At 41.7% G+C, this 20,610-nt stretch carries 17 protein-coding genes; 9 read left to right on the forward strand and 8 right to left on the reverse strand.

The window, feature by feature from the left end:
- Positions 1-20 precede the first annotated feature (20 nt).
- The 3 genes from G563_RS0112790 to G563_RS0112800 form a co-directional block, all read right to left on the reverse strand.
- Complete coding sequence (locus G563_RS0112790; RefSeq protein ID WP_229598501.1) at positions 21-2,000, reverse strand: NAD-dependent epimerase/dehydratase family protein; 1,980 nt, start codon at positions 1,998-2,000, stop codon at positions 21-23.
- 105 nt (positions 2,001-2,105) lie between these two features.
- Positions 2,106-2,921 (reverse strand): transketolase, encoded by an 816-nt coding sequence (locus G563_RS0112795; RefSeq protein ID WP_028665660.1) that lies wholly within the window; start codon positions 2,919-2,921, stop codon positions 2,106-2,108.
- On the reverse strand, positions 2,921-4,690 hold the full coding sequence (locus G563_RS0112800; protein WP_037326747.1) for a glycosyltransferase family 39 protein: 1,770 nt from the start codon (positions 4,688-4,690) through the stop codon (positions 2,921-2,923). The genes G563_RS0112795 and G563_RS0112800 overlap by 1 nt, the downstream gene beginning before the upstream one ends.
- A 507-nt stretch (positions 4,691-5,197) precedes the next feature.
- Here G563_RS0112800 and G563_RS0112805 point away from each other — a divergent pair.
- The 3 genes from G563_RS0112805 to G563_RS0112815 all read left to right on the forward strand — a co-directional run bounded on the left by G563_RS0112805 (position 5,198) and on the right by G563_RS0112815 (position 9,183).
- Complete coding sequence (locus tag G563_RS0112805) at positions 5,198-6,937, forward strand: GMC family oxidoreductase (protein ID WP_028665662.1); 1,740 nt, start codon at positions 5,198-5,200, stop codon at positions 6,935-6,937.
- Positions 6,938-6,997: 60 nt separating this feature from the next.
- Complete coding sequence (locus tag G563_RS0112810; RefSeq protein ID WP_028665663.1) at positions 6,998-7,627, forward strand: gluconate 2-dehydrogenase subunit 3 family protein; 630 nt, start codon at positions 6,998-7,000, stop codon at positions 7,625-7,627.
- 134 nt (positions 7,628-7,761) lie between these two features.
- Complete coding sequence (locus tag G563_RS0112815) at positions 7,762-9,183, forward strand: T9SS type B sorting domain-containing protein (RefSeq protein ID WP_169579754.1); 1,422 nt, start codon at positions 7,762-7,764, stop codon at positions 9,181-9,183.
- Here G563_RS0112815 and lpxK read toward each other — a convergent pair.
- Positions 9,152-10,204: a tetraacyldisaccharide 4'-kinase gene (lpxK, locus tag G563_RS0112820; protein WP_028665665.1), complete on the reverse strand. Its 1,053-nt coding sequence runs from the start codon at positions 10,202-10,204 to the stop codon at positions 9,152-9,154. The two genes, G563_RS0112815 and lpxK, sit on opposite strands and share 32 nt — an antisense overlap.
- A gap of 78 nt (positions 10,205-10,282) precedes the next feature.
- Here lpxK and G563_RS0112825 point away from each other — a divergent pair, with 78 nt between their 5' ends.
- A complete protein-coding gene (locus tag G563_RS0112825; RefSeq protein WP_028665666.1) occupies positions 10,283-11,392 on the forward strand; it encodes an o-succinylbenzoate synthase in 1,110 nt (369 codons plus the stop codon).
- A 99-nt stretch (positions 11,393-11,491) separates the two neighbouring features.
- On the opposite strand, the gene G563_RS0112830 is transcribed toward G563_RS0112825, so the two are convergent.
- A complete protein-coding gene (locus tag G563_RS0112830) occupies positions 11,492-11,818 on the reverse strand; it encodes a hypothetical protein (RefSeq protein ID WP_028665667.1) in 327 nt (108 codons plus the stop codon).
- A gap of 423 nt (positions 11,819-12,241) precedes the next feature.
- On the opposite strand from G563_RS0112830, the gene G563_RS0112840 reads away from it, so the two are divergent.
- The 3 genes from G563_RS0112840 (at position 12,242) to G563_RS0112850 (ending at position 14,294) form a co-directional block, all read left to right on the forward strand.
- Positions 12,242-13,135 carry an OmpA family protein gene (locus G563_RS0112840; protein ID WP_028665668.1) on the forward strand — a complete coding sequence of 298 codons (894 nt, stop codon included), beginning with the start codon at positions 12,242-12,244 and terminating at the stop codon, positions 13,133-13,135.
- A 66-nt stretch (positions 13,136-13,201) separates the two neighbouring features.
- Positions 13,202-13,729, forward strand: coding sequence for a helix-hairpin-helix domain-containing protein (locus G563_RS36985; RefSeq protein ID WP_051210948.1), 528 nt, complete (start codon positions 13,202-13,204; stop codon positions 13,727-13,729).
- 28 nt (positions 13,730-13,757) lie between these two features.
- Positions 13,758-14,294 carry a helix-hairpin-helix domain-containing protein gene (locus tag G563_RS0112850; protein ID WP_051210949.1) on the forward strand — a complete coding sequence of 179 codons (537 nt, stop codon included), beginning with the start codon at positions 13,758-13,760 and terminating at the stop codon, positions 14,292-14,294.
- 64 nt (positions 14,295-14,358) lie between these two features.
- Here G563_RS0112850 and G563_RS0112855 read toward each other — a convergent pair whose 3' ends face one another.
- Together G563_RS0112855 and G563_RS0112860 are read right to left on the reverse strand one after the other, a co-directional pair.
- Positions 14,359-15,633, reverse strand: a complete 1,275-nt coding sequence (locus G563_RS0112855) for a mandelate racemase/muconate lactonizing enzyme family protein (RefSeq protein WP_028665671.1) — start codon at positions 15,631-15,633, stop codon at positions 14,359-14,361.
- 59 nt (positions 15,634-15,692) lie between these two features.
- Positions 15,693-16,643: an RraA family protein gene (locus tag G563_RS0112860; RefSeq protein ID WP_028665672.1), complete on the reverse strand. Its 951-nt coding sequence runs from the start codon at positions 16,641-16,643 to the stop codon at positions 15,693-15,695.
- Positions 16,644-17,138: 495 nt separating this feature from the next.
- Here G563_RS0112860 and G563_RS38035 point away from each other — a divergent pair, with 495 nt between their 5' ends.
- Positions 17,139-17,306 carry a hypothetical protein gene (locus G563_RS38035; protein WP_157585294.1) on the forward strand — a complete coding sequence of 56 codons (168 nt, stop codon included), beginning with the start codon at positions 17,139-17,141 and terminating at the stop codon, positions 17,304-17,306.
- Here the strand turns inward: G563_RS38035 and G563_RS36990 are convergent.
- Complete coding sequence (locus G563_RS36990) at positions 17,303-18,712, reverse strand: TlpA family protein disulfide reductase (RefSeq protein WP_051210950.1); 1,410 nt, start codon at positions 18,710-18,712, stop codon at positions 17,303-17,305. The genes G563_RS38035 and G563_RS36990 overlap by 4 nt on opposite strands.
- Positions 18,713-18,932: 220 nt before the next feature.
- Here G563_RS36990 and pgi point away from each other — a divergent pair, with 220 nt between their 5' ends.
- A complete protein-coding gene (gene pgi / locus G563_RS0112875; RefSeq protein WP_028665673.1) occupies positions 18,933-20,582 on the forward strand; it encodes a glucose-6-phosphate isomerase in 1,650 nt (549 codons plus the stop codon).
- Positions 20,583-20,610 lie beyond the last annotated feature (28 nt).

A 20,610-nucleotide genomic window follows, 5' to 3' on the forward strand; every position in this document is an offset into this window, starting at 1 on the left:
TGATTGAGTAAGATGAAAAGCTATTTTTTCCTTTGTTTGACAAGCGTCATAATCTCGTCAGAAGTACGAAATACCTTTTCCCCTTTTTGAATTTTAGTTCTGATAAACTTGGGTCGTTTTTTAGTTTCTTCAAATATTTTGCTGATATATTCACCCAAAAACGAAATTCCTAACAGTGTTAAACCTCCGAACAAAGTAATTAGGATGATTACCGTCGTGAATCCTTGCGGTGTGTCAGGTGCAATGATGTATTTGGCTAGTATCTGATAAAAAATTCCTAATACCGAGCAAGCTGTCAGAATAAAACCGGCATAACTCATCAACTCCAAAGGAGCAAAACTGAAAGAAAAAATAGCTTTTTTAGCCCACCAAATATTTTTGCGCCAGTTGTTGGTAGATACGCCAAACATGCGTTCGGGGCGTACATAGTCAACCCCCGTTTGTTTGAAGCCGACCCACGCACGTAGCCCCCGCAAAAACTGCTCAGTTTCAGGAAGTGCCACCAATTCTTTTACCACTTTACGGTCAATCATCGAAAAGTCGCCGGCATCGCGTGGGATAGGAATATAGCTAAGGTTTTGGAAGACTTTGTAGAAAGATTTATAAAAAAAGTGAATATGAGGTTTCATTTCACGCTGCACACGCACACCATATACTACATCAAAGCCATTCGACCATTTTTCATAAAATTGAGGAATTACTTCAGGAGGGTCTTGCAAGTCACCGTCCATCAACACCACAGCATCGCCCGTCGAAATTTCCATACCGCTCAAAAATGCCGATTGCGACCCGAAGTTACGCGAGTGTGTAATGCCGATGACATTCGGATCTTTTTGGCAAATTTGATTGATAACTTCTTCCTGATTGTCGGGTGAGGCATCATTGACAAAAATAATCTCATACCTGACCTTCATTTCATTGAAAGTCTTCACCAAACGTTCGTACATAAACGGAATGGCTTGCGCGTCTTTGTAGCAAGCAATAATCGCCGTGATGACAGGATTGAGCTTGGGATTGGCAAAAGCAGGCAACAAACGCTCTTCGTATTGATGTGCTTCTTGCCATTCTTTGGTAAGCCTCAAGCCATCACTCAGCGAAGTACGCGCTTGCCACGCCAAATCTTGTTGGGCTTGAGTAGGGTCACCGTACCATTCAGCTAAGTCCCATCCTCGATTGGGCATACTTCCCCACAGAGGCGCATCGGCTATCTTAAAAGTCTGACGTGATACATCCACGAGTTCACGCATGGTGGTTTTGGTACCAGTAGCGATATTGTAGGAATTGCCAGCAATCGACGAATTGACTCCTAATGCCGCATCTACAAAGGCTTCTACACAATCGTCGATGTACACAAAATCACGACTAATGTCAGGAGATACCAGAGGCGGGTATTTGCCTTTTCGGGCTTCTTCGACCAAACGCGGAATGAGTCGGTCGGGTTCTTCCCAGCCGCCGTAGATGGAATAAAGTCTTAGATTAAGAGCCTTGCGCTGGTGAACTTTGGCATAAAATTCAATCAAATACGCTGCCGAAACTTTTGAGACGGCATAATGACTATTAGGTTTGACGGGGTCAGTTTCTTTAGGAGCCGTGCAGTTGAAGCCATACTCAGAGCTACTACCTGCATGAATATACACGGTCTCGTCGGTACAGTTTTCCAGAATATTGACGGTCCCGATGACGTTGGTCTCGTAAGTAAGATTGATATTTTTTTGTTTACTATAAGCACCGTAGGCGGCCAAATTGAAAATAGTACGAGGCTTATACTTTTCAAAAATTTGCTCGACCGAATTGTTGGAAAGTATATCGCAGTGAACGATGTTTTCAAAGGGAACATCCATGAGCTTGAGGCGCCATGCTTTGGTGGCATCGTGGGTAAGCGCGTACACATCCTTACGAATGCTGAAGATATCTTTGAAAAGATTGGCTCCAATAAAGCCACTAGCCCCGAACACGAAAATAGGACCTTTGAGCTGCTGTATTTTGTCGGCGTAAATCAAAATATAATTGTACTTAAGTAAAAAATCGTTATTATTTAAAACGAGCGTTTTTTGAGAAGATAATTTTACTTTCTAAAACTGCCTACCACTGAAAGCTAGACGGAGTTAAGAAAAATAGAATTGGTTGACGTCGGCTTTGGCTTTCTCATATAGATCATCGCTCATAGGCAAGTAGTGCCATTCCATGCGATCTTCCATGTACGATACGCCTTTTCCTTTGGTAGTATGCGCAATGATTGCCTTCGGAATCCCATTGTTTCTACTTTTGACTTCCTCGATTAGCTCAATCATGGCAGCTGGGTCGTGGCCATTTACTTCAAATACGTCAAAGCCAATAGCTTTCCATTTGGTAGGGGAGGCGGTTTCGCCCAAGACCTCCGTGGTATTTCCAAAGCCTTGAAGTCCGTTTTTGTCGATGATGAGAATTAGATTGTCTAGTTGATTTTGAATCGCATAGTGGGCTGCTTCCCAAGTCGTTCCTTCATTGGTTTCACCGTCCGACATCAGAATGAATGAAAGCGCATCTTCTCCCGCAAGTTTTGAGGCATGAGCCATACCTGAAGCAATCGGCAGGCCGTGGCCTAACGACCCCGTCGCAAACGGAATACCGGCGTGTTTGTTAGGAGCGGGGTGAGCAGGGAGGGTAGTTCCGTCTTTGTAAAATGTATCAAGTTCGTCGTCAGAGATTTCGCCTAAGTGATTGAGTGCCACATAGAGTGCCGCTGCCGCGTGCCCTTTCGATAAGATAAAAGTATCTTGCACCCTTTTTTGTTGAATCAGGGCCGCAATCAGTATATCGACACAGCTCAAAGAGCAGCCGATATGCCCTGCATTGGCTTTTTTGTAAAGACTCAGTACTTTCAGACGCAAGTCCCCGCTGAGTTTTTTATAGTCGATTGAAGTTGTTTGTGTTGCTACCATTAGTATCTCTTTCCTTTCAAGTCTGTTAATTCAATCAGTTGGCCTGTGGCTTTTTTAAGAATGATTTGATTCACATTTACGGTATCTAATCGCTGCACAAAGATACCGTCTTTTGGCAAATACAAGTTAAAATATTGTGCATCAACCACCGAATAAGGCAGATAAGTCTTATCCATAGGGTTGTCAAACTTTGCTAAAGGGGCCGGCAACACAATCGTATCGCCCGGTTGATATTGCTTTAATGCTTTTTGAGCTGCAGCGTAGTGAGGGTTGGGAAGGCGAGGAGTAGAGCGATAACTATACTTGGGAGAAGTATCAGCGTAGATACTTCCTATGGTAGTAGTAATCATGCCTAATTGGGCGATGAGAATCGCAATAATCAAGAATTTGAACATCCCTTTACTTTCTAATAGTTGCCAAAGAGCCATACCTGCCAAAATGACAACGTAGGGGAACGAAAAGCCTGAGTATCTTTGCGTAAGACCATAAGTGTGGCCGCTTCTTACGGCATTCAAGATCAAAAAAGCGGAGGGCACAATGGCAATAATAATGAAGAAACCTAAAAGTTTTTTATCAAGTAGCTTGACTTTGTAGAAAGCCAAGTAGAGCATCAAAACTGCAACCGACGCAATCACAAAGCCGAGACGCTGAGTCGTATACACAATAGTACTTGCCCCAAGTATCCCTGCCGATATCAAAGTAATAGTGTTGGCTTTTTCGGGTTTGCGCTGACTGAAACGAAACGCAAAAATCAGCCCTATTCCCATAAGAAGCGATAAAACAATGTTCTTTTTGCCTTCAAGTGTACCCACAAGTCCGTTTGAATAAATCCACAAGTCGGTAAAGATAGGCAGGCTCTTGTCAAAAACATTTTTGAACGTAGCTGGCAAAATAATACCGTAAGGGTTGTTGTAGGGGCGATTGAGGGCACACTCAAGATACACTTTTGATTGATGATTGAGACTAAAAAGGGTGTATTGACCGCCTCCATACACAAACCACCAAGCCAAACCCCCCACGGCAAAAGCCCCTGCCAACGAGAAAGAAATCCAACTTTTAAGTTTTCTGACAAAAAATAAGACATAAGCACCGTGGGCCAACATCACCGATGCTACCAGAAAATGTGCATAGAGTCCCAACAATATCGTAATACCATAGCCTACATACCACTTCCAAGAGCTTTGTTTTTGAGTGTCGGCTTCAAGTGCTCGTAGAAAAAAATACGTAGCCAACAAAGTCAAGAAAAAAGTAAGAGAATAATTGCGTGCTTGCTGACTGTAAGCTACAAAAAACGGTTCAATAGCGGCCAAAAACGCTGCCGTTAGTGCAAGTGTGCTAGATTTGGTAAAGTGATTTGTAAAAACAAATATCAAGTAAACAGTCAATACACTGAAAATGACCGATAGCAGACGCGCCGAAAAATCAGAGATGCCGAAGATATTGAGCCAATGATGTAATACAAAATAATAAAAAGAACTGTTGCCGATGTCGCTGCGAGTCATGGCTTCGTAGTAATCGGGGAGCTTTTTCTCCCGCCAAAACTCTTGATTGGTAAATACCAGCTTTCCTTTGTCAAACACATCGTGTTGATTGCCGCCATCTTGTACGATTCCCTGACTCACCACCATTGTGGCCTTTTCGTCAAAAAATATGCCATGAGCATCCAAGCGGAAAAGTCTTAGGCCAGCGGCTAGTGCCAAAATTGCGACAAGCCCATAAAGTACGTATTTGTTTGCGTGGGTAGAAAGTGTCTGAAACAATGCTATCATCAGTTTTGTTGACGCAAATTTATTGAAAAAAGATTTGGAAGTAATGTTTTTGATTTTGTTGCTATGTGTCTATCTAAAAGTGTTTTTTTGACAAATACTCCCAGATTTTATCAGGAATCGCCCTCTTCACCTGCCAAGAAACTGTCTTTTAAAGCCTCTATCTTATTTGAAGAGAAGGAAATTGGGGGGTGACATTGGCGAAATGCCAAATTTTATTTGGCTTCTAAAAGCTTTTTGTATAAACCCAAAATGGACAAATCTTTTTATTAAGCGGCCGTATTTGGGAAAAGTTTTGTTTTAAGAAAACATCTACATAGGATTTTTGGTACTAAAGTTGTTACAAGTTTTTATTCTAAATTTGGGGCGAATGAAAGGTGGTTTGAGAATGTCTTTTAAAAACTTTGTCAATCAGAATAGTCTTGATAAAAAATTATACAGTATTTGTAAAAGGCGAAATCCTTTATAGAATTAAACAAAAATTTTAAAAACCCTTTTGTTTCTACGTATATGAGTTTCCAAATCAAAGAACAACCCACCGTCTATGATGTTTGTATTGTAGGGTCAGGTGCTGGTGGTGGTATGGCGGCCAAAGTATTGGCTGAATCGGGTGCAAAAGTTGCCTTGATTGAAGCAGGGCCTTGGTACGATCCCGCCGACCCAAAGTATATTACCCAACTCAAAAACCCTTGGGAATCGCCTCGCCGTGGTGCAAGCACGCACCGTCCTTTTGGGGATTTTGATGCTGCTTGGGGTGGCTGGGATATTGAAGGAGAGCCATATACGCGCAAAAGCGGCACCCAATTTGACTGGTTTCGTTCGCGGATGCTAGGTGGGCGTACCAATCACTGGGGACGGATTTCGCTGCGTTTTGGCCCTTTAGATTTTAAGCGTAAAGATGTAGACGGGCTTGGTGACAACTGGCCTATCAGCTACGATGACGTAAAACCTTACTATGATAAGGTAGACCGACTTGTGGGTGTTTTTGGAAGTGTAGAAAACATTCCTAATGAACCTGACGGTATATTTTTGCCGCCTCCTAAGCCCCGTTTGCATGAGTTGATGCTAAAGCAGGCGGGTAAAAAAATCAACATTCCTATTATCCCGTCGCGCTTATCGATTTTGACCAAGCCTATCAACAATGAGCGTGGCTCGTGTTTTTATTGCTCTCAGTGTAGTCGTGGATGCCAAGCCTATGCTGACTTTTCTTCTTCGTCGGTATTAGTAAAACCTGCCGTAAAGACTGGTAACGTAAAAGTCTTTACCAATGCAATGGCTCGTGAGGTCATTACCAACGAAAACGGCGAAGCTACGGGAGTATCTTACGTAGACAAAAACAATCTTCAAGAGTATACGGTTCGTGCTAAAGTAGTGGTACTTGCAGCAAGTGCTTGTGAATCAGCGCGTTTGTTGATGAATTCAAAGTCGTCAAGACATACCAAAGGACTTGGTAACTCAAGCGGTGTACTTGGTAAATACCTCCACGATTCGACAGGTGCAGGACGTAGTGCTTTTTTGCCTCATTTGGTAGATCGTAAGCGCTATAATGAAGACGGAGTAGGAGGGATGCACGTTTATACGCCTTGGTGGCTCAACGACAAAAAACTTGACTTCCCTCGCGGGTACCACATCGAGTATGGCGGAGGCATGGGAATGCCCGGCTATGGTTTTGGATTTGGTATGGAAAATATGAACGGAAAGTATCCTGGCAAAGACGGAAAAATGAAACCGGCAGGAGGATATGGACTTTCATTGAAAGAAGACTACCGTTATTTCTACGGAGCCAATTTTGGGATGGCAGGTCGTGGAGAGGCGATTGCTCGTGAAGACAACTTCTGCGAAATAGACCCTAATGTGGTGGATAAATACGGTATTCCGGTATTACGTTTCCAATACACTTGGTCGGAACACGAAATCAAGCAGGCCAAACACATGCAAGATACATTTGAGGAAATCATCACCGCCATGGGTGGTATCCCTAATGGACCAAAACCGGGCCCCGAAACCAATTACGGATTAGCAGCGCCAGGCCGTATCATCCACGAAGTAGGAACTACTCGTATGGGAGATGACCCAAGCAAATCTGTGACTAATCGCTACAGTCAGCTGCACGATGCTCGCAATGTATTTGTGGTAGATGCAGGTACATTCGTGTCACAGGCCGATAAAAACCCTACATGGACGATTTTGGCACTTTCAATGCGTGCTTCAGAATACATCATTGACCAAAGAAAGAAAGGGAATTTATAATTGGAGTGTGGTGGCAAGGATGTATGGATGTTTGCCACCCACCATTTAATCGCTACAAAAATGAAACGCAGAGATACCTTAAAAGCATTGTCACTCGGTACCCTTACGGCTACCATCGCTGGTACAGAAGCGCAGGCAGATGTACCCAAAAAAGCAGTAGCACCCCCTTCACTTTCTGACTTTAAAAATGGCAAAAGTGCAGCAGAACTTGCTAGAGATGCTAAGCTCGCAGCTACGGTCTTTTTTACACCTCACGAAATGCAGACGATTCGGGTATTGGCCGATTTCATCATTCCGGCCGATGGCCAATTTGGTGGAGCAACGGAGGCCAAAGTTGCCGAATTTATCGAATTTATCGTCAAAGATATGCCCCAGCATCAAACGCCTATGCGTGGTGGGTTGAGTTGGTTGGATAACCAATGCCTCAAACAGTTTGGAAAGAAATTTGTCGCTTGTCCCAAAGCCCAACAAATACAAATGCTTGACCAAATTGCTTATCCTGGTCAAGCCAAACCAGAAATGAGTCAGGGTGTGTCGTTTTTTAATCTAATGCGAAACCTGACCGCAACGGGATATTTTACTACTGAAGTGGGATTTAAATATTTAGGCTACGTCGGAAACCGCCCTAATGCTTGGGATGGCGTACCTGAAGATGTTTTGAAAAAATACGGATTAAGTTACGATTCTTAGATTTTTTAAAGAAATACTAGTAATTTTCGATAGCGGGCGCAATTTTTGTCCCGCTATTTTGTTATTTTTACGAATAAAGGATCACGTGAATGCGATTTTTGAGGAAGATTTATCGTAAAAAAACTCTATCGTTCGTGCCAACTTTTTTGTTTTGTTCAGAAAAGTGGCTGTTATTTTTTTTTGTGTTTAATGGCTCAGGCTTGTTCATTTCTGCCCAGACACCCACTGATAATCAATGTGTTGGGAATGGTATTTTGCCAGGTACCATCAAAATTTTGAATCCAGTGGGATGTGCTCCTCATCAAATAATAGATACCCAATCGCCAACGGGATTGACCAACATTCGGTATATTTTTGATTATAAAGGCGGAGACCCTTCTAGCTACCCTTCTACTAGTGATGCTTCTTTTAATTATACGAAGGCGGGTAGTTATGTCGTAATGAAACTCTCAGAAAATGCCCAAGGACAACCCCAGAGAGCTTGTGTGACGATTACGGTGCAAGACCCGACTCCTCCCGAATTCACGGTGGTGCCTTGCCCAGACGGCAACGTCACGCTCAGAATCACCAACCATGATATTCCACAATATGAAGAATATGTGATTGAATGGGGAGACGGCAATGCGTCCATTATCAATAGATTAAATTTGTCGGCACCGCATCAGTATACCAATTTTGAAGCAAAATCGATCACCGTACAGGGGAAACATAAAACTAGCAACTGCGGAGGTAAAGCTACGCGCACCGTTTCTCTAAATGTCGCAACTGTTGCCCCAAAAATTACGAAGCTTGAAATACTAGATGCTACTACAGGAGAATTGACACTCTCCAATCCTAACCAATTTGAGCTTACACTCTACCGTCAAAATGGCCTTACCTCTTTTCAAAATACAGGGGCGGTTGTCAGAAGTGAGGAAGAAAAAGTAAAGATAACGGTTGATACGAATCGAATATTTTGCTACAAATTTCGCCCTACTGAAAACTGTATTGCTTCACTTGAGTCAAATATTTTGTGTACCACTTTTCTGAAAGTAGTCCCTAGCTCTACTTACAATAGTATCAATATTGCTCCTTATCTCTATCCCGCCGAAATAACAAAAAGAACGGTTACTAAAAACAACGCCTTTTGGTGGGCACCTACTCAAACCGTATGGTCTAAAGATGACCCCGAGGCCCAATGTGGAAAACAAGCTTGTTATCGATTACAACTCAGTACGAAAGACGGGGAAATCTTATCGAATGAAGTCTGTGTCAATCCGCCGGCTGCTTTGTGTGCTTCTTTAGCAGGAGTATTTGTTCCAGACGCTTTTACCCCCAATGGAGATGGTATCAATGACGTCTTTGAAATCAAAACGGAGGCAGAAGGCGAGTCCGAAATTTTTATTTATGATCGTTGGGGGAATATTATCTTTAAAACCACGCCTAATGTCCGCTATTGGAATGGTAAACTCAATGGCCAACTAGCTCCCAATGGACATTATTTTTACAAGGTGGTTGTGAATGACAAAGTGGGTAGAAGTTTTATTAAACGTGGAACTGTCGCGCTGCTTCGCTAAGAATAAAGTTGTCAAAATCGGACGTGTCAAATTTTACTTTAATGGGCCAATAAAAGAACTTGGCCGCTTCTGTTTTTATGTTTTCTACCAAAGGCTGTAGCTTTACCCAGTCTTTTTCGGTTGTCAGAATCGGATAACCCTGCTTGATGATTTTGTGGAGGTCATCGTGGGAAAAAGAATGATGATCGCCAAAGGCGGTATGTCCCATTATTTGGAAATGCTCTTTGGCTGCTTCTTCAAAAATATGAGGTTGTGCAATGCCTGATACTAGCCAAAATTGGCGAGGAAAATCCGAGGTAGAAAGTGCATGAGGAACATAAGCAGTAGGAAGACCGTATTCGAAAGTAGAAAAAAATACAGGCGTATCGCTACCCGCGTAGTGCTTTACTGAGGCTGTAATGAGCGTTTTTTGGGTAGCTTCCAAGGTAGTAGGGCATTTTGTAATGATAACTGCGTCGGCTCTTTTAGCGGCAGCGCGTGATTCTCTCAATAAACCACTTGGAAGGAGAAAATCTTGGTAGAATAGTCGTCCGTAGTCGCTCAATAGCAAATTGAGGTGAGGGGTGATAGCGCGGTGCTGAAAGGCATCGTCTAGCAATATGATTTGGGGGGAAGGTTTTTCTTGTTGAATACGTTGTAGACCCACAGCCCGTTTTTCGCATACATATACTGGTATCTGTTGCCCAAATCGTCGATAAATTTGGAGAGGCTCATCGCCGATTTCGGCAGCATTTGATTGGGAAGATGCCTTAAGGTAGCCTTTAGAATCTCTTCCATAACCCCTGCTGAGGATTGCCAAAGTATAAAGAGGTTTTAGAAGAGTCGCAATGTATTCGATGTGGGGAGTTTTGCCAGTTCCGCCAACCGTCAAATTGCCCACATTGATGCTAAAAATGGCTGATTGGTAGGTTTTTTTTAATCCAGCGTCGTATCCATAATTTCGTAAAGATGTGACTGCATAATACAATAAGCTGAAAGGGCTTAACAATAGCCTAATACCTTTTGATAAATTTCTTAACATTTTCTTAAAGTGACTTAAGCAAAGTAAGGTAATTTTCTCTAAATTGTGCACCATATTACCCCAAACAGTATATTTATAATGTCATTACAGGTTCATTATCAGCCGTATAAGCTAAATTTTCGCTTTGAAGCAGGTACTTCTCGCGGTGTCTTGAGCGAAAAGGTATCTTGGTTGATCAAAATCTATGACGATAGTGAGCCTTCATTGGTGGGACTGGGCGAATGTGGCCCCTTGGCAGGACTGAGCATTGATGCTCGTCCAGATTTTGAAGAAACTTTACAGTCTATATGCCAAAGTTTCAATCAACTGGATTTAGAGTTATATAGTTGGAATATCCCTATTATTTTAGAGCAACTTATTGGTAATCAGTGGCCTTCTATTCGATTTGGATTTGAGTCAGCCATGTTAGATTATCTTAATGGCTGCAAAAGTGTGATTTTCTCAAATGATTTTGTAGCTGCTCATCGTCGCATTCCTATCAATGGACTGATATGGATGGGTACTAAGGAGTTTATGCTACGTCAGATTGAAGAAAAAATTGCGGCTGGGTTTGATACCCTTAAACTGAAAATTGGAGCGCTTGATTTTGAACAAGAGCGGTCGATTTTGAAACACATCCGCAGTCATTTTGGATCACACGAAATCACCATTAGAGTAGACGCAAATGGGGCATTTCAACCCTTCGAGGCGAAGGATAAACTCCAAAAGTTGGCAGAATTTGAAATACATTCTATCGAACAGCCTATCAAGGCTAAACAATTGGCTCTTATGGCGGAGCTTTGCGAAACATCTCCCATTCCAATAGCTTTAGACGAAGAATTGGTCGGAACTTTTGATTATGCAGAAAAGCGACGCCTCTTAAAAAGTCTCAAACCTCAATATATTATTCTTAAACCTACGCTTTTAGGTGGGTTTGAGCTTACCCGCGAATGGGTCGAGACTGCTCAACGCCTTGACATTGGATGGTGGATTACTTCGGCCTTGGAATCGAACGTGGGCCTCAATGCCATTGCTCAGTTTACGGCTGAGTTTGACAATCAACTCCCACAAGGCTTAGGAACTGGACAACTTTATCATAATAATATCCCGAGCCCATTGGTGATTGAAAAAGGACAGCTATACCATGATGCCTATTCTTCGTGGGATTTCGGTGTATTGAATGCCACTCGTATCTCTACTACTGCCTGAATCCTAATAAATTGCTAATGCGCTAAGTATTTGTCTTGTTTTTTTACAATAAAAAAAGGCCACTTATAACAGTGGCCTTGGAGAATTGATTTCATCAGATTATTTGTCAGCGCGACGAAGCTCACCGGCGGGCTTTACTTCAGCCTTGGGGGCATCTACACCATTGTTTTTTACAAAACTTTCTTTCTCATTGATCAATTGAGGCGTTTCTACATTTTGATCAACTGTAGGAAGAGAAGCTATAAGACGCAGGTCATTGATTGAAAACAAAGGTGCTGGTTCTGTATTAGTATCTTGGGTTGGGAGTGCTTCCAACATTTCTTTTACAATCTGAGATTGAGTGCGGATGCTCTTTCCATCTTGAGCTACTGCAATATGTCCAAGTGATAAAACACTTAAGGCGGCTGTGATTACTAACGTTTTCATAATGGTTACTTTGATTTAATTGTCTTTTGTTGTGGCTGTTATCAGTTTTTGATGATGCAAATTTGGGGCTTAGTTATTTATTAGAGAAGTGAAAATGGATGAACGGATGTTTTTTTGTATAAGTGGTGATTGTATTTGTTATGATTCGGAATATTGTTTTGTATTTTGTGTTTAAAGTGTCTGTTGAATTGATTTAGTTATACAAAAAATACGTTTTATTATATAATTGACAGAATTTTATTTTGTGTAAAAATATTTGTTTTTTCTTTAGTAGGCCTTCAAATAAAACAATTTTGAAAATTGCTTTGAAGTAAGTTTTTGTAAGAAATAAAAACTTCTTGAAGGTCAATGAGAGACTTATTTAAAATTTTAACGTCATAAATACCCAATAACTTCTTTTTGTTACTCAATTATAAACTCCTTATGCTATCTGGAATCAAAACATTAGCTTGGATTGCGCTTATTGGTTGGATAGGCGGCTCTACTTATTGGCATGTTTGTAAGATTAAGCAACTCTGCGACGGACCGACAGCATCGGTATCTTCTCCCTCGGTAGAGTACACTGTGCCAGCTCTTCACATCGTCGATGGGACAAACTTGAATTTGACATCTGCAATGAATTTTGGGTTTAAAAAATCATTGGCGGAGCCTAACTACTTGAATGTTAGGAAAGAACTCGATTCGTTGGCTGCTTATCTTAAACAAAATCCCCAACGTAAACTCTCCATTGTGGGGTTGTACTCTTCGGTAGAGCAAAATCCTTCTTCTTTTGCGGATTTGGGGCTGGCGCGTGCCGACGCTCTCAAACAATATTTGCTAGCGGCGGGGGTGCCTTCTGGGCAATTGACTACTGAGAGTAAACAAGTGGATTTGGCGTTTAGCCTTGAGGATTCGACGCATGGGATGGAGTTCAAATTTGATAGTTTGATACTCCCCAAAACCGAAGAAGAGCTGGCAGCATCTGAAAAATATGAAGGCGTCTTCAAACCTCTGGATTTATATTTTAAAACGGGAAGTGCTTCTTATATTAAGACAGAAGCCAATCAGCAGTTTGTGAACGAAGCCAAACAGTACTTAGCAAGTCACAAAGACAAAAAATTGATATTGACTGGTCATACAGATAATGTGGGGCCTGATGATACCAACATGAAACTTTCGAAGAACCGTGCAGAGGAAGTAAAAGCGGTTTTTGTGAAAAACGGTATTACTGCTGATCAACTTATAACTGAGGCCGAAGGTGAAACTCAACCTAAATCATCCAATAGCACCCCTGAAGGCCGCAAAGCAAACCGTCGGGTGTCCATTGTAGTACAATAGTTACGCGGAGCTATTGACAGATGTATCTCTTAATATGTAAAACACTCTTCAAATCTCTTGATTCATATGTATGAACATTTCAATCCTTTTGGACTAGCTGATGCTTGGTGGCAGCAAATTCTTATGTTGGTGGTTGCCAGTATATTAGGTTTTATTATTGGTTATATTAGCAAAGTGAGAGAAATCGATGGTTTAGAAAATGAGCTGGCAGAATTGGAGGCCGCCGTTGATGATTGTCATAGTAGAACTCGTAAAATTCTGGAAACACCCGTCATTTCTGAAGAAAAATCTCTTGCGGTACCTTTAGCGGCAGCAGTACCAGTAGCGGATTTAAAAATAGATGATTTGAAAATTGTAGAAGGGATTGGGCCTAAAATCGAAAAGTTGCTTAATGAAGCCGGTATCAAAACATTTGACGATTTAGCCAATACTTCTCCTGATCGTATCAAAGACATTTTGACAGCGGCAGGGAGCAGGTTTCAAATGCATGAGCCTTCTACTTGGCCCGAGCAAGCCGCTTATGCGCGTGACCAAAAGTGGGAAGCGTTGAAAGAATGGCAAGAACAACTCAAAGGTGGTAGGACAAATCAATAAGGTAAAGTAATAAATCCTTCAAGACAACATGATTATTTTAGATATAACTCCGCTTAGTCAAAATTTTTGGGTGGCCTTGCTAGAAGCATTGGCTTTACTATCGTTTTTTGCGTATTTAGGATGGTGGATTGCTCGCCGTATTTTTTCGACTCAGCTTGCTCAACTTCACGCTGATATCCATAATCGTAGAGTGGATTTAGACAATTGCCACAAAAAAAGCAGCTTGTCAGAAGATACAAAACCAGCCCAAGTACGTGCCACTTCTCAAAGGGTAGCTGTAGTGGATATGCCAGTGCTGATTGAAGAAGTAGCCGATGATTTAAAAATCATAGAAGGAATTGGCCCCAAAATAGAAGAAATACTCAATGCAGAAGGGGTGAAGACCTTCGCTAGGTTAGCCACTACTTCTACCGTGAATCTAAAGGAATGGTTAGAGGCAAGAGGTCCTAGATTTCAAATGCACGATCCAACCACATGGCCCGAACAGGCAGCTCTAGCACGAGATGGTAAATGGGATGAGCTCAAAAAATGGCAAGATGAATTAAATAAAGGCCGGCTTCAGTGAGCCGAAGTAACAAACTTAAAAACGCCCCTCTATACGACTTGTGGAGGGGCGTTTTTTTGATTCTTTATTCAAAAAAAGGTACTCCAGGAGTAGCGTACTTTTTCATGCCTTCCTCGTTGATTTCGACCCCAATTCCTGGTTTTTCTGATAACTTAATAAAGCCATTTTCAACCATAGGCCCCTCAAAAGTCACGATTTCTTTAAACATAGGATCTTTTTGAAAATAAATTTGCCATTCAAGGATCATAAAATTGGGCACCGAAGCACATACATGACAAGCAGCCATAGCTCCTAAATATGACGCAACCATATGAGGTGCAAACGGTACATAATATAGATTGGCCAAATTGGCGATTCGCTGCCCTTCTCCCAATCCCCCCGCTTTTTGTAAGTCGGGCATGATGATATCTACCGCTCCAATTTCGAGCAATCTTCTAAAACCATGCGCCAAATAATGATTCTCACCCGCACAAATGGGCGTAGTGGTAGAATCGGCAATGATTTTATACGCTTCGGCGTTTTCGGCAGGAATAGGCTCTTCAAGCCACATAAGTTTAAGTGGCTCCATCATTTTGGCCACTTGTTGCCCTGTTACCATATCGTATCGGCCATGCATATCGGCACAAATATCAATATTCGGCCCTACTGCTTGGCGAGCGGCGGCCATTTGGTCATACATTCGTTGGAGTTCGGCGGGGCTTGCTGTCCAGTTGTAGGCATCATACTTGTTGGGGTCTTTGGCTTGATCCAAATCAAATTTTACCGCCGAAAAACCCAGTTTTTTAGCTTCAAGCGCTGCATCGGCAAAATCTTGCGGTTTGGGGAGATTGTTTTGGTAAAGTGCCGTATCACAATAAACCCTAATTTTATCCCTAAATTTACCTCCTAGAAGTTGATAAACGGGAAGCCCTAAAGCTTTGCCCGTAAGATCCCAAAGGGCAGACTCTACGGCAGTCAGGACGGCGATGTACATTCCTGATTGCGCTCCTTCAAAAAAACCAGAACGACGAATATCTTCAAAAAGGCGATTGACATTCAAGGGACTTTTCCCTTTGATACGCTGCCCAAACATTTTTACTAAATGATAAGTACCGGGCGTAGCATCGACGCCTTCGCCGTGGCCGATGATGCCTTGGTTGGTGTAGATTTTGACAAACAAGCTGTGACCGCCACGGATGTAGCCGCATTTGATGTCAGTAATTTTGAGGTCAGATGGGGCAGAAGATAAAGGTGCACGTTCAACGGCGGTCTCAAGACCTTGGCCAAAACTATGAATGGTAGAAAGTCCAAAAGCACTCGCTAAAGCGCTTTTGGTAAGAAATTTACGGCGGGAGTTCATTCAATCAAAGGTTAAAAAAGTGAAACGAAGTTGAGTTAGAAATTTGGCAAGACTTAAAATTACCAAGTCCTTTTCTTTAAGTATTCTTGGATTTGTTCTTTCGGAACGGGCAGCTCATTGATATGGGCATTGAGCCATTGCGAAAAATCTTTTTCTATTTCGGGGGTCCAGCGGTTGTCAATCTGCCCTGCCGTATATTTTTGCTGTCGGAGGCGCTCGTGCCCAAACATATCTCGTAAGCGTACGATTTCGGAAGTCGTGACTACTTTTTCGACCAAATGAGGTGGAATAAACGTCACGGCTCCATCGCGGCCAAGTACCACATCTCCTGGCATGACCATCACTTTGCCTATTCGGGTAGGGTGATTGATAGCTACTAAAGTAGTGTTGAGTTCGCCGTCGGGATTGTTGAGGTGATGCGAAGGGTGATAGCTACGAAAAAAGGAAGTAAATCCCCCGATTTCTTTCAAACCCGCTATATCTCTGATAGCTCCTTCATATACGATGCCATTGCCAGATTTGGCATAGATAGAATTACCCAGGTTGTCGCCAATAGTAGGGCCATTTTCGTGCGCTCCAAACTGATCTACCACATATACATCTCCTCTGACAAGCATGTCGATGGGCCAAGCGTTTTGGGACTTAATACGTCCATCTTTTTCATGGCCTTTTTTGTCAATGACGCGGTGGACATCGGGCCGCCCTGGCATAAATGTAGCGGTCAAGGCTCTTCCTACCAACACACTGTCGGGGTTGATACATTGCCAGCCTTCGGCATACTGAAATTTGTAGTTTTCTCCTTTCATTACGGCCCAAGCTTCTTCGTGGGTAACGAGCCTCATACGTTTTAGGAGGGCATCAGATACTTTGGGACGGCCGTCAGGGAACCTTTCTCCCTTCCACTCAGGAGTCAAAAACAATAATTCTTCTTTCGAAATTTGTTGGGAAAAAACAGGAGGAGATACGTGAAGCAAAGCCCCCAAGAGGCTCATCACAATGAGACTTTTCATGATTAAAGATAGGTTAATTCGATAAGTTAGTTTGTCATTCAAAGTCACTTATCAAACTTATATACTTAATCATAGAAAGGATGTGATTATATGTCGATGTTCATTGAGTTTTGACTTTAATGAGCATCGACGCTATGGTTTTATACCACTCCTCGGAGGAACAAGCGATTGCTTGAGTGGGGTAAGTAGTGTTAATCAACCCAATCGTTCATTGGTGAGGCTCTTTACATTTTTACCGTCTATACCCATAATATGTTTGAGCGGTTGTATATCTCGCCAAAAGCAAGATTATAGCAACTAAAATATTGATTTTCATACGAGTTAAAAAGGTGCGCAAATAAAAGCCAGAAAGGGCTAATTTTAAAGGATTTTGGCCTTTTTGATCTGCAATTTGGCATATTTGATAAAAGTAGAAAAAAAATAATGGACAATTTTTGTTTGTATTTAATCTAAATAAGGTATTTTTGCGTTCATAGAAGAAACACTAATTTAGCAATGACCTCCATCGAAGTACCTGCTTGTTCTTTCGTTGAAACCGAAGAAAAGTTTTTTACTCTTAACGCATTTATTGGTTGTGCTTTTGCTTGTGAACTCAAAAAATGTTGCAAAGCATATAAAAAGAAGGGTAAACACTGCAAAAAATGCCCTAAAAAGGATGACTAATCCTTCAGAAGAGCATCAGTCAATACTTTGATTAAATCTTCCCCATTGTTTAGACTAGGAAGAGGTGGTTGAAGTGTATGGAAACGCCCTTCACGGTCAATCACCACATACCTAGGAATTGCACTTACATTGTACCATTGAGCGGTTGATTTGCCTTGCTCCGAGTGGTCTATCAAATGTACGCCTCCTATCTGGTATTTTGCAATTGCTTTTTTCCAGTTTTCTTGTTTTGAATCTGTAGAGATATATACAAACACTACTTCATTATTATTCTTGAAATGCTCTTTGATTTTGGCGGTGTGTTTGATTTCAGCAATACAAGGAGCGCACCAACTTGCCCAAAAATCAAGAAAAACTACTTTTCCTTTAAAATCCGATAAACGTATTTTATTTCCTAAGGTATCGGCCAATATAAAAGGAAAGGCTTCTTTTCCTGCCCTTAGTAGTGTGCTTTCTTCTAATTTTTGCTCTAGTCGTGATACGAACAAACTTTTGGGATATTGAGCTTTAAAATTTTTGACTTTTTTGATAAGGGCAGGGCTATTGCCTTGGTCATTGATTTCATTTTTTAAAAACTCAAAATCTATTACTGGCCTCATAGCTGGATGAAAGTAGGTTGGATGCGCTTTAAAATAGGCTTCGTAGTCTTCAAAAGGGATATTTTTGTCAGGTTTGGAGAGCATTGTAAGATACAGTATATTGAAAGGAAATGTTTCTGCTTTGGCCGTTTGTGGGCTGGGAGTAGGCCACAATTCACATCTTTGAGCACGGTACTTACTAGGAATGAGCGTAGCAGAAAGGGGTACATTTTTGCTTTTTGCATATTGATAAAGCGTATAAATAACCTCCGAATTGATTTCGGTTTTGATATCTGCCTGTCTGAGTGTGTAAAAGGTTCTACTCACCCGTGGCTTGTATTTTTCAAGAATACGGAGTTTTAGGTTTTCGATTTTTTGTAAATACTCAAAATACAAGCTTAACGAATCTTTATACGAGCGTGCTATTTTTTTCCAGTCTTCTTTTCGTACAGTTTGGAGATAGTCTTCTTGGTAAGCTTCTATTTTAGCATCGTTAGTTTTGAGGGAAGTCCAGCAGTGATCTGCCTCAAATGATAGAAGAAGCGTATCATTAGGTTCGATAATAATTGACTTTATATCTTCGGTTTGTTTTTGACTATTAGTCCACTCTACATAAAGGTACGCCACATCTGGAATGGTAGTTTTTAGTTCAAAAAAACCATCTTTGTCCAATAGAAGACGCTGCTTTTGTGATGTGTGCGCAAATGGATACAGGTAAAGCGAAATAGTATCCGAAGGCGAATAGATGATTTTGCCTTTGATGGTGACATTTTGGGCTAAAAGGTCGCAAGAACATAAAAACAATATCCAAAGTATATAGTATCTCATGAGACTTTTTTTGTTAAATATATAAATAAACTTTATATTCTTTGTTTGTATATTTATTTTTTTGTAGGTTGAATGAACGTAAGCTAGTTCAAGGTAGATTTTTTGAAAAATAGAAACAAAAACCTCACAAATTCGCCTTCAAATACACTTTATTGGACTAAAACATGCAGAAAGCCGTCGAAAATCCTACTTTTGCATGTTCATAAAAATCCTATTAAAGATGTTACAAGCCATTCCTTTTGACCAGACGGCTGCTTACCGCAAACTCAAAACGCATCACAAAAGCCTAAGCAAGAAGCACATGAAAGAGCTTTTTGCAGAAGACCCCAATCGTTTCAAAAAATTTTCATTGCGTTTGGGAGATATTGTGGTCGATTATTCCAAAAACCGCATCAATGGCCGTACCATTGCCTATCTATGTGATTTGGCGCGTGAGTGTCAGCTTTCTGACGCCATCGAGAAGATGTTTACAGGCGATAAAATCAATGCCACCGAAAATCGTGCCGTATTGCATACTGCCCTGCGCAATCGTTCTAATACGCCTATTGTTGTAGATGGTAAAGACGTAATGCCGGATGTGAATGAAGTGTTGGAAAAGATGAAAGGGTTTTCGGAAAAAATCCGTAGCGGCGAATGGAAAGGTTTTTCGGGTAAAAAAATCACTGATTTAGTAAATATCGGTATCGGGGGGTCAGATTTAGGCCCAGTGATGGTAACAGAAGCATTGAAGTCATACGGAAAAAAAGGGCTGAATGTGCATTTTGTTTCAAATGTGGACGGAACTCATATCGCCGAAACCCTGGCTACACTCAATCCTGAGACGACCCTCTTCATGATTGCTTCCAAAACCTTCACTACCCAAGAAACCATGGCTAATGCGCTTTCGGCGCGGCGTTGGTTTTTGGAAACAGCCAAAGAAAGCGCACACGTTGCCAAGCACTTTGTGGCGATTTCGACCAATCGTTCGGAAGTAGAAAAGTTTGGTATCGACCCCGAAAATATGTTTGGTTTTTGGGATTGGGTAGGAGGGCGTTACTCGTTATGGTCGGCGATTGGCTTGTCGATTGCGTGCTTTATCGGTTTTCAAAACTTCGAACAGCTTTTAGCGGGTGCTCACGATATGGACAATCATTTCCAGTCGGCTCGTTTTGAGAAAAATATCCCGGTCGTATTGGCTTTGTTGGGAATTTGGTACAACAATTTCTTTGATGCTGATACCCACGCTATTTTACCTTACGACCAGTATTTGCATCGTTTTGCGGCTTATTTCCAACAAGGAGATATGGAATCAAACGGCAAGTATGTCAGCAGAAGTGGCGAAAAAGTAAATTATCAGACTGGCCCTATTATTTGGGGAGAACCAGGAACCAATGGTCAGCACGCTTTTTATCAGTTGATTCACCAAGGTACCAAATTGATTCCTGCGGATTTTATCGCGCCAGCATTGAGTCATAATCCTATCGGGGAGCATCATAAAATGTTGCTTTCTAACTTCTTTGCTCAAACCGAAGCCCTCATGAATGGCAAAACCTACGAAGAAGCAGCAGCGGAATTGGCCAAAGCAGGTAAGTCACCCGAAGAAATAGCGGCTTTGGCTCCTTTTAAAGTATTTGAAGGAAATCGCCCTACCAACTCTATTTTGGTGAAGAAAGTCACCCCAAGGGTGTTGGGGAGCTTGATTGCAATGTACGAACACAAAATCTTCGTGCAGGGGGTGTTATGGAATATTTTCAGTTTTGACCAGTGGGGCGTAGAACTTGGCAAACAGCTTGCCAATCAAATCTATCCCGAACTTCAAAATGACTGGCCTATCGATGCTCACGATAGCAGTACCAATGGCTTGATTAATCAATACAAGCGTTGGCGGTAGTACCATCAAATCTTAGAGGGTGAAGTTG

This window comes from Runella zeae DSM 19591 (assembly GCF_000423565.1).
In the GTDB taxonomy this organism is placed as follows: domain Bacteria; phylum Bacteroidota; class Bacteroidia; order Cytophagales; family Spirosomataceae; genus Runella; species Runella zeae.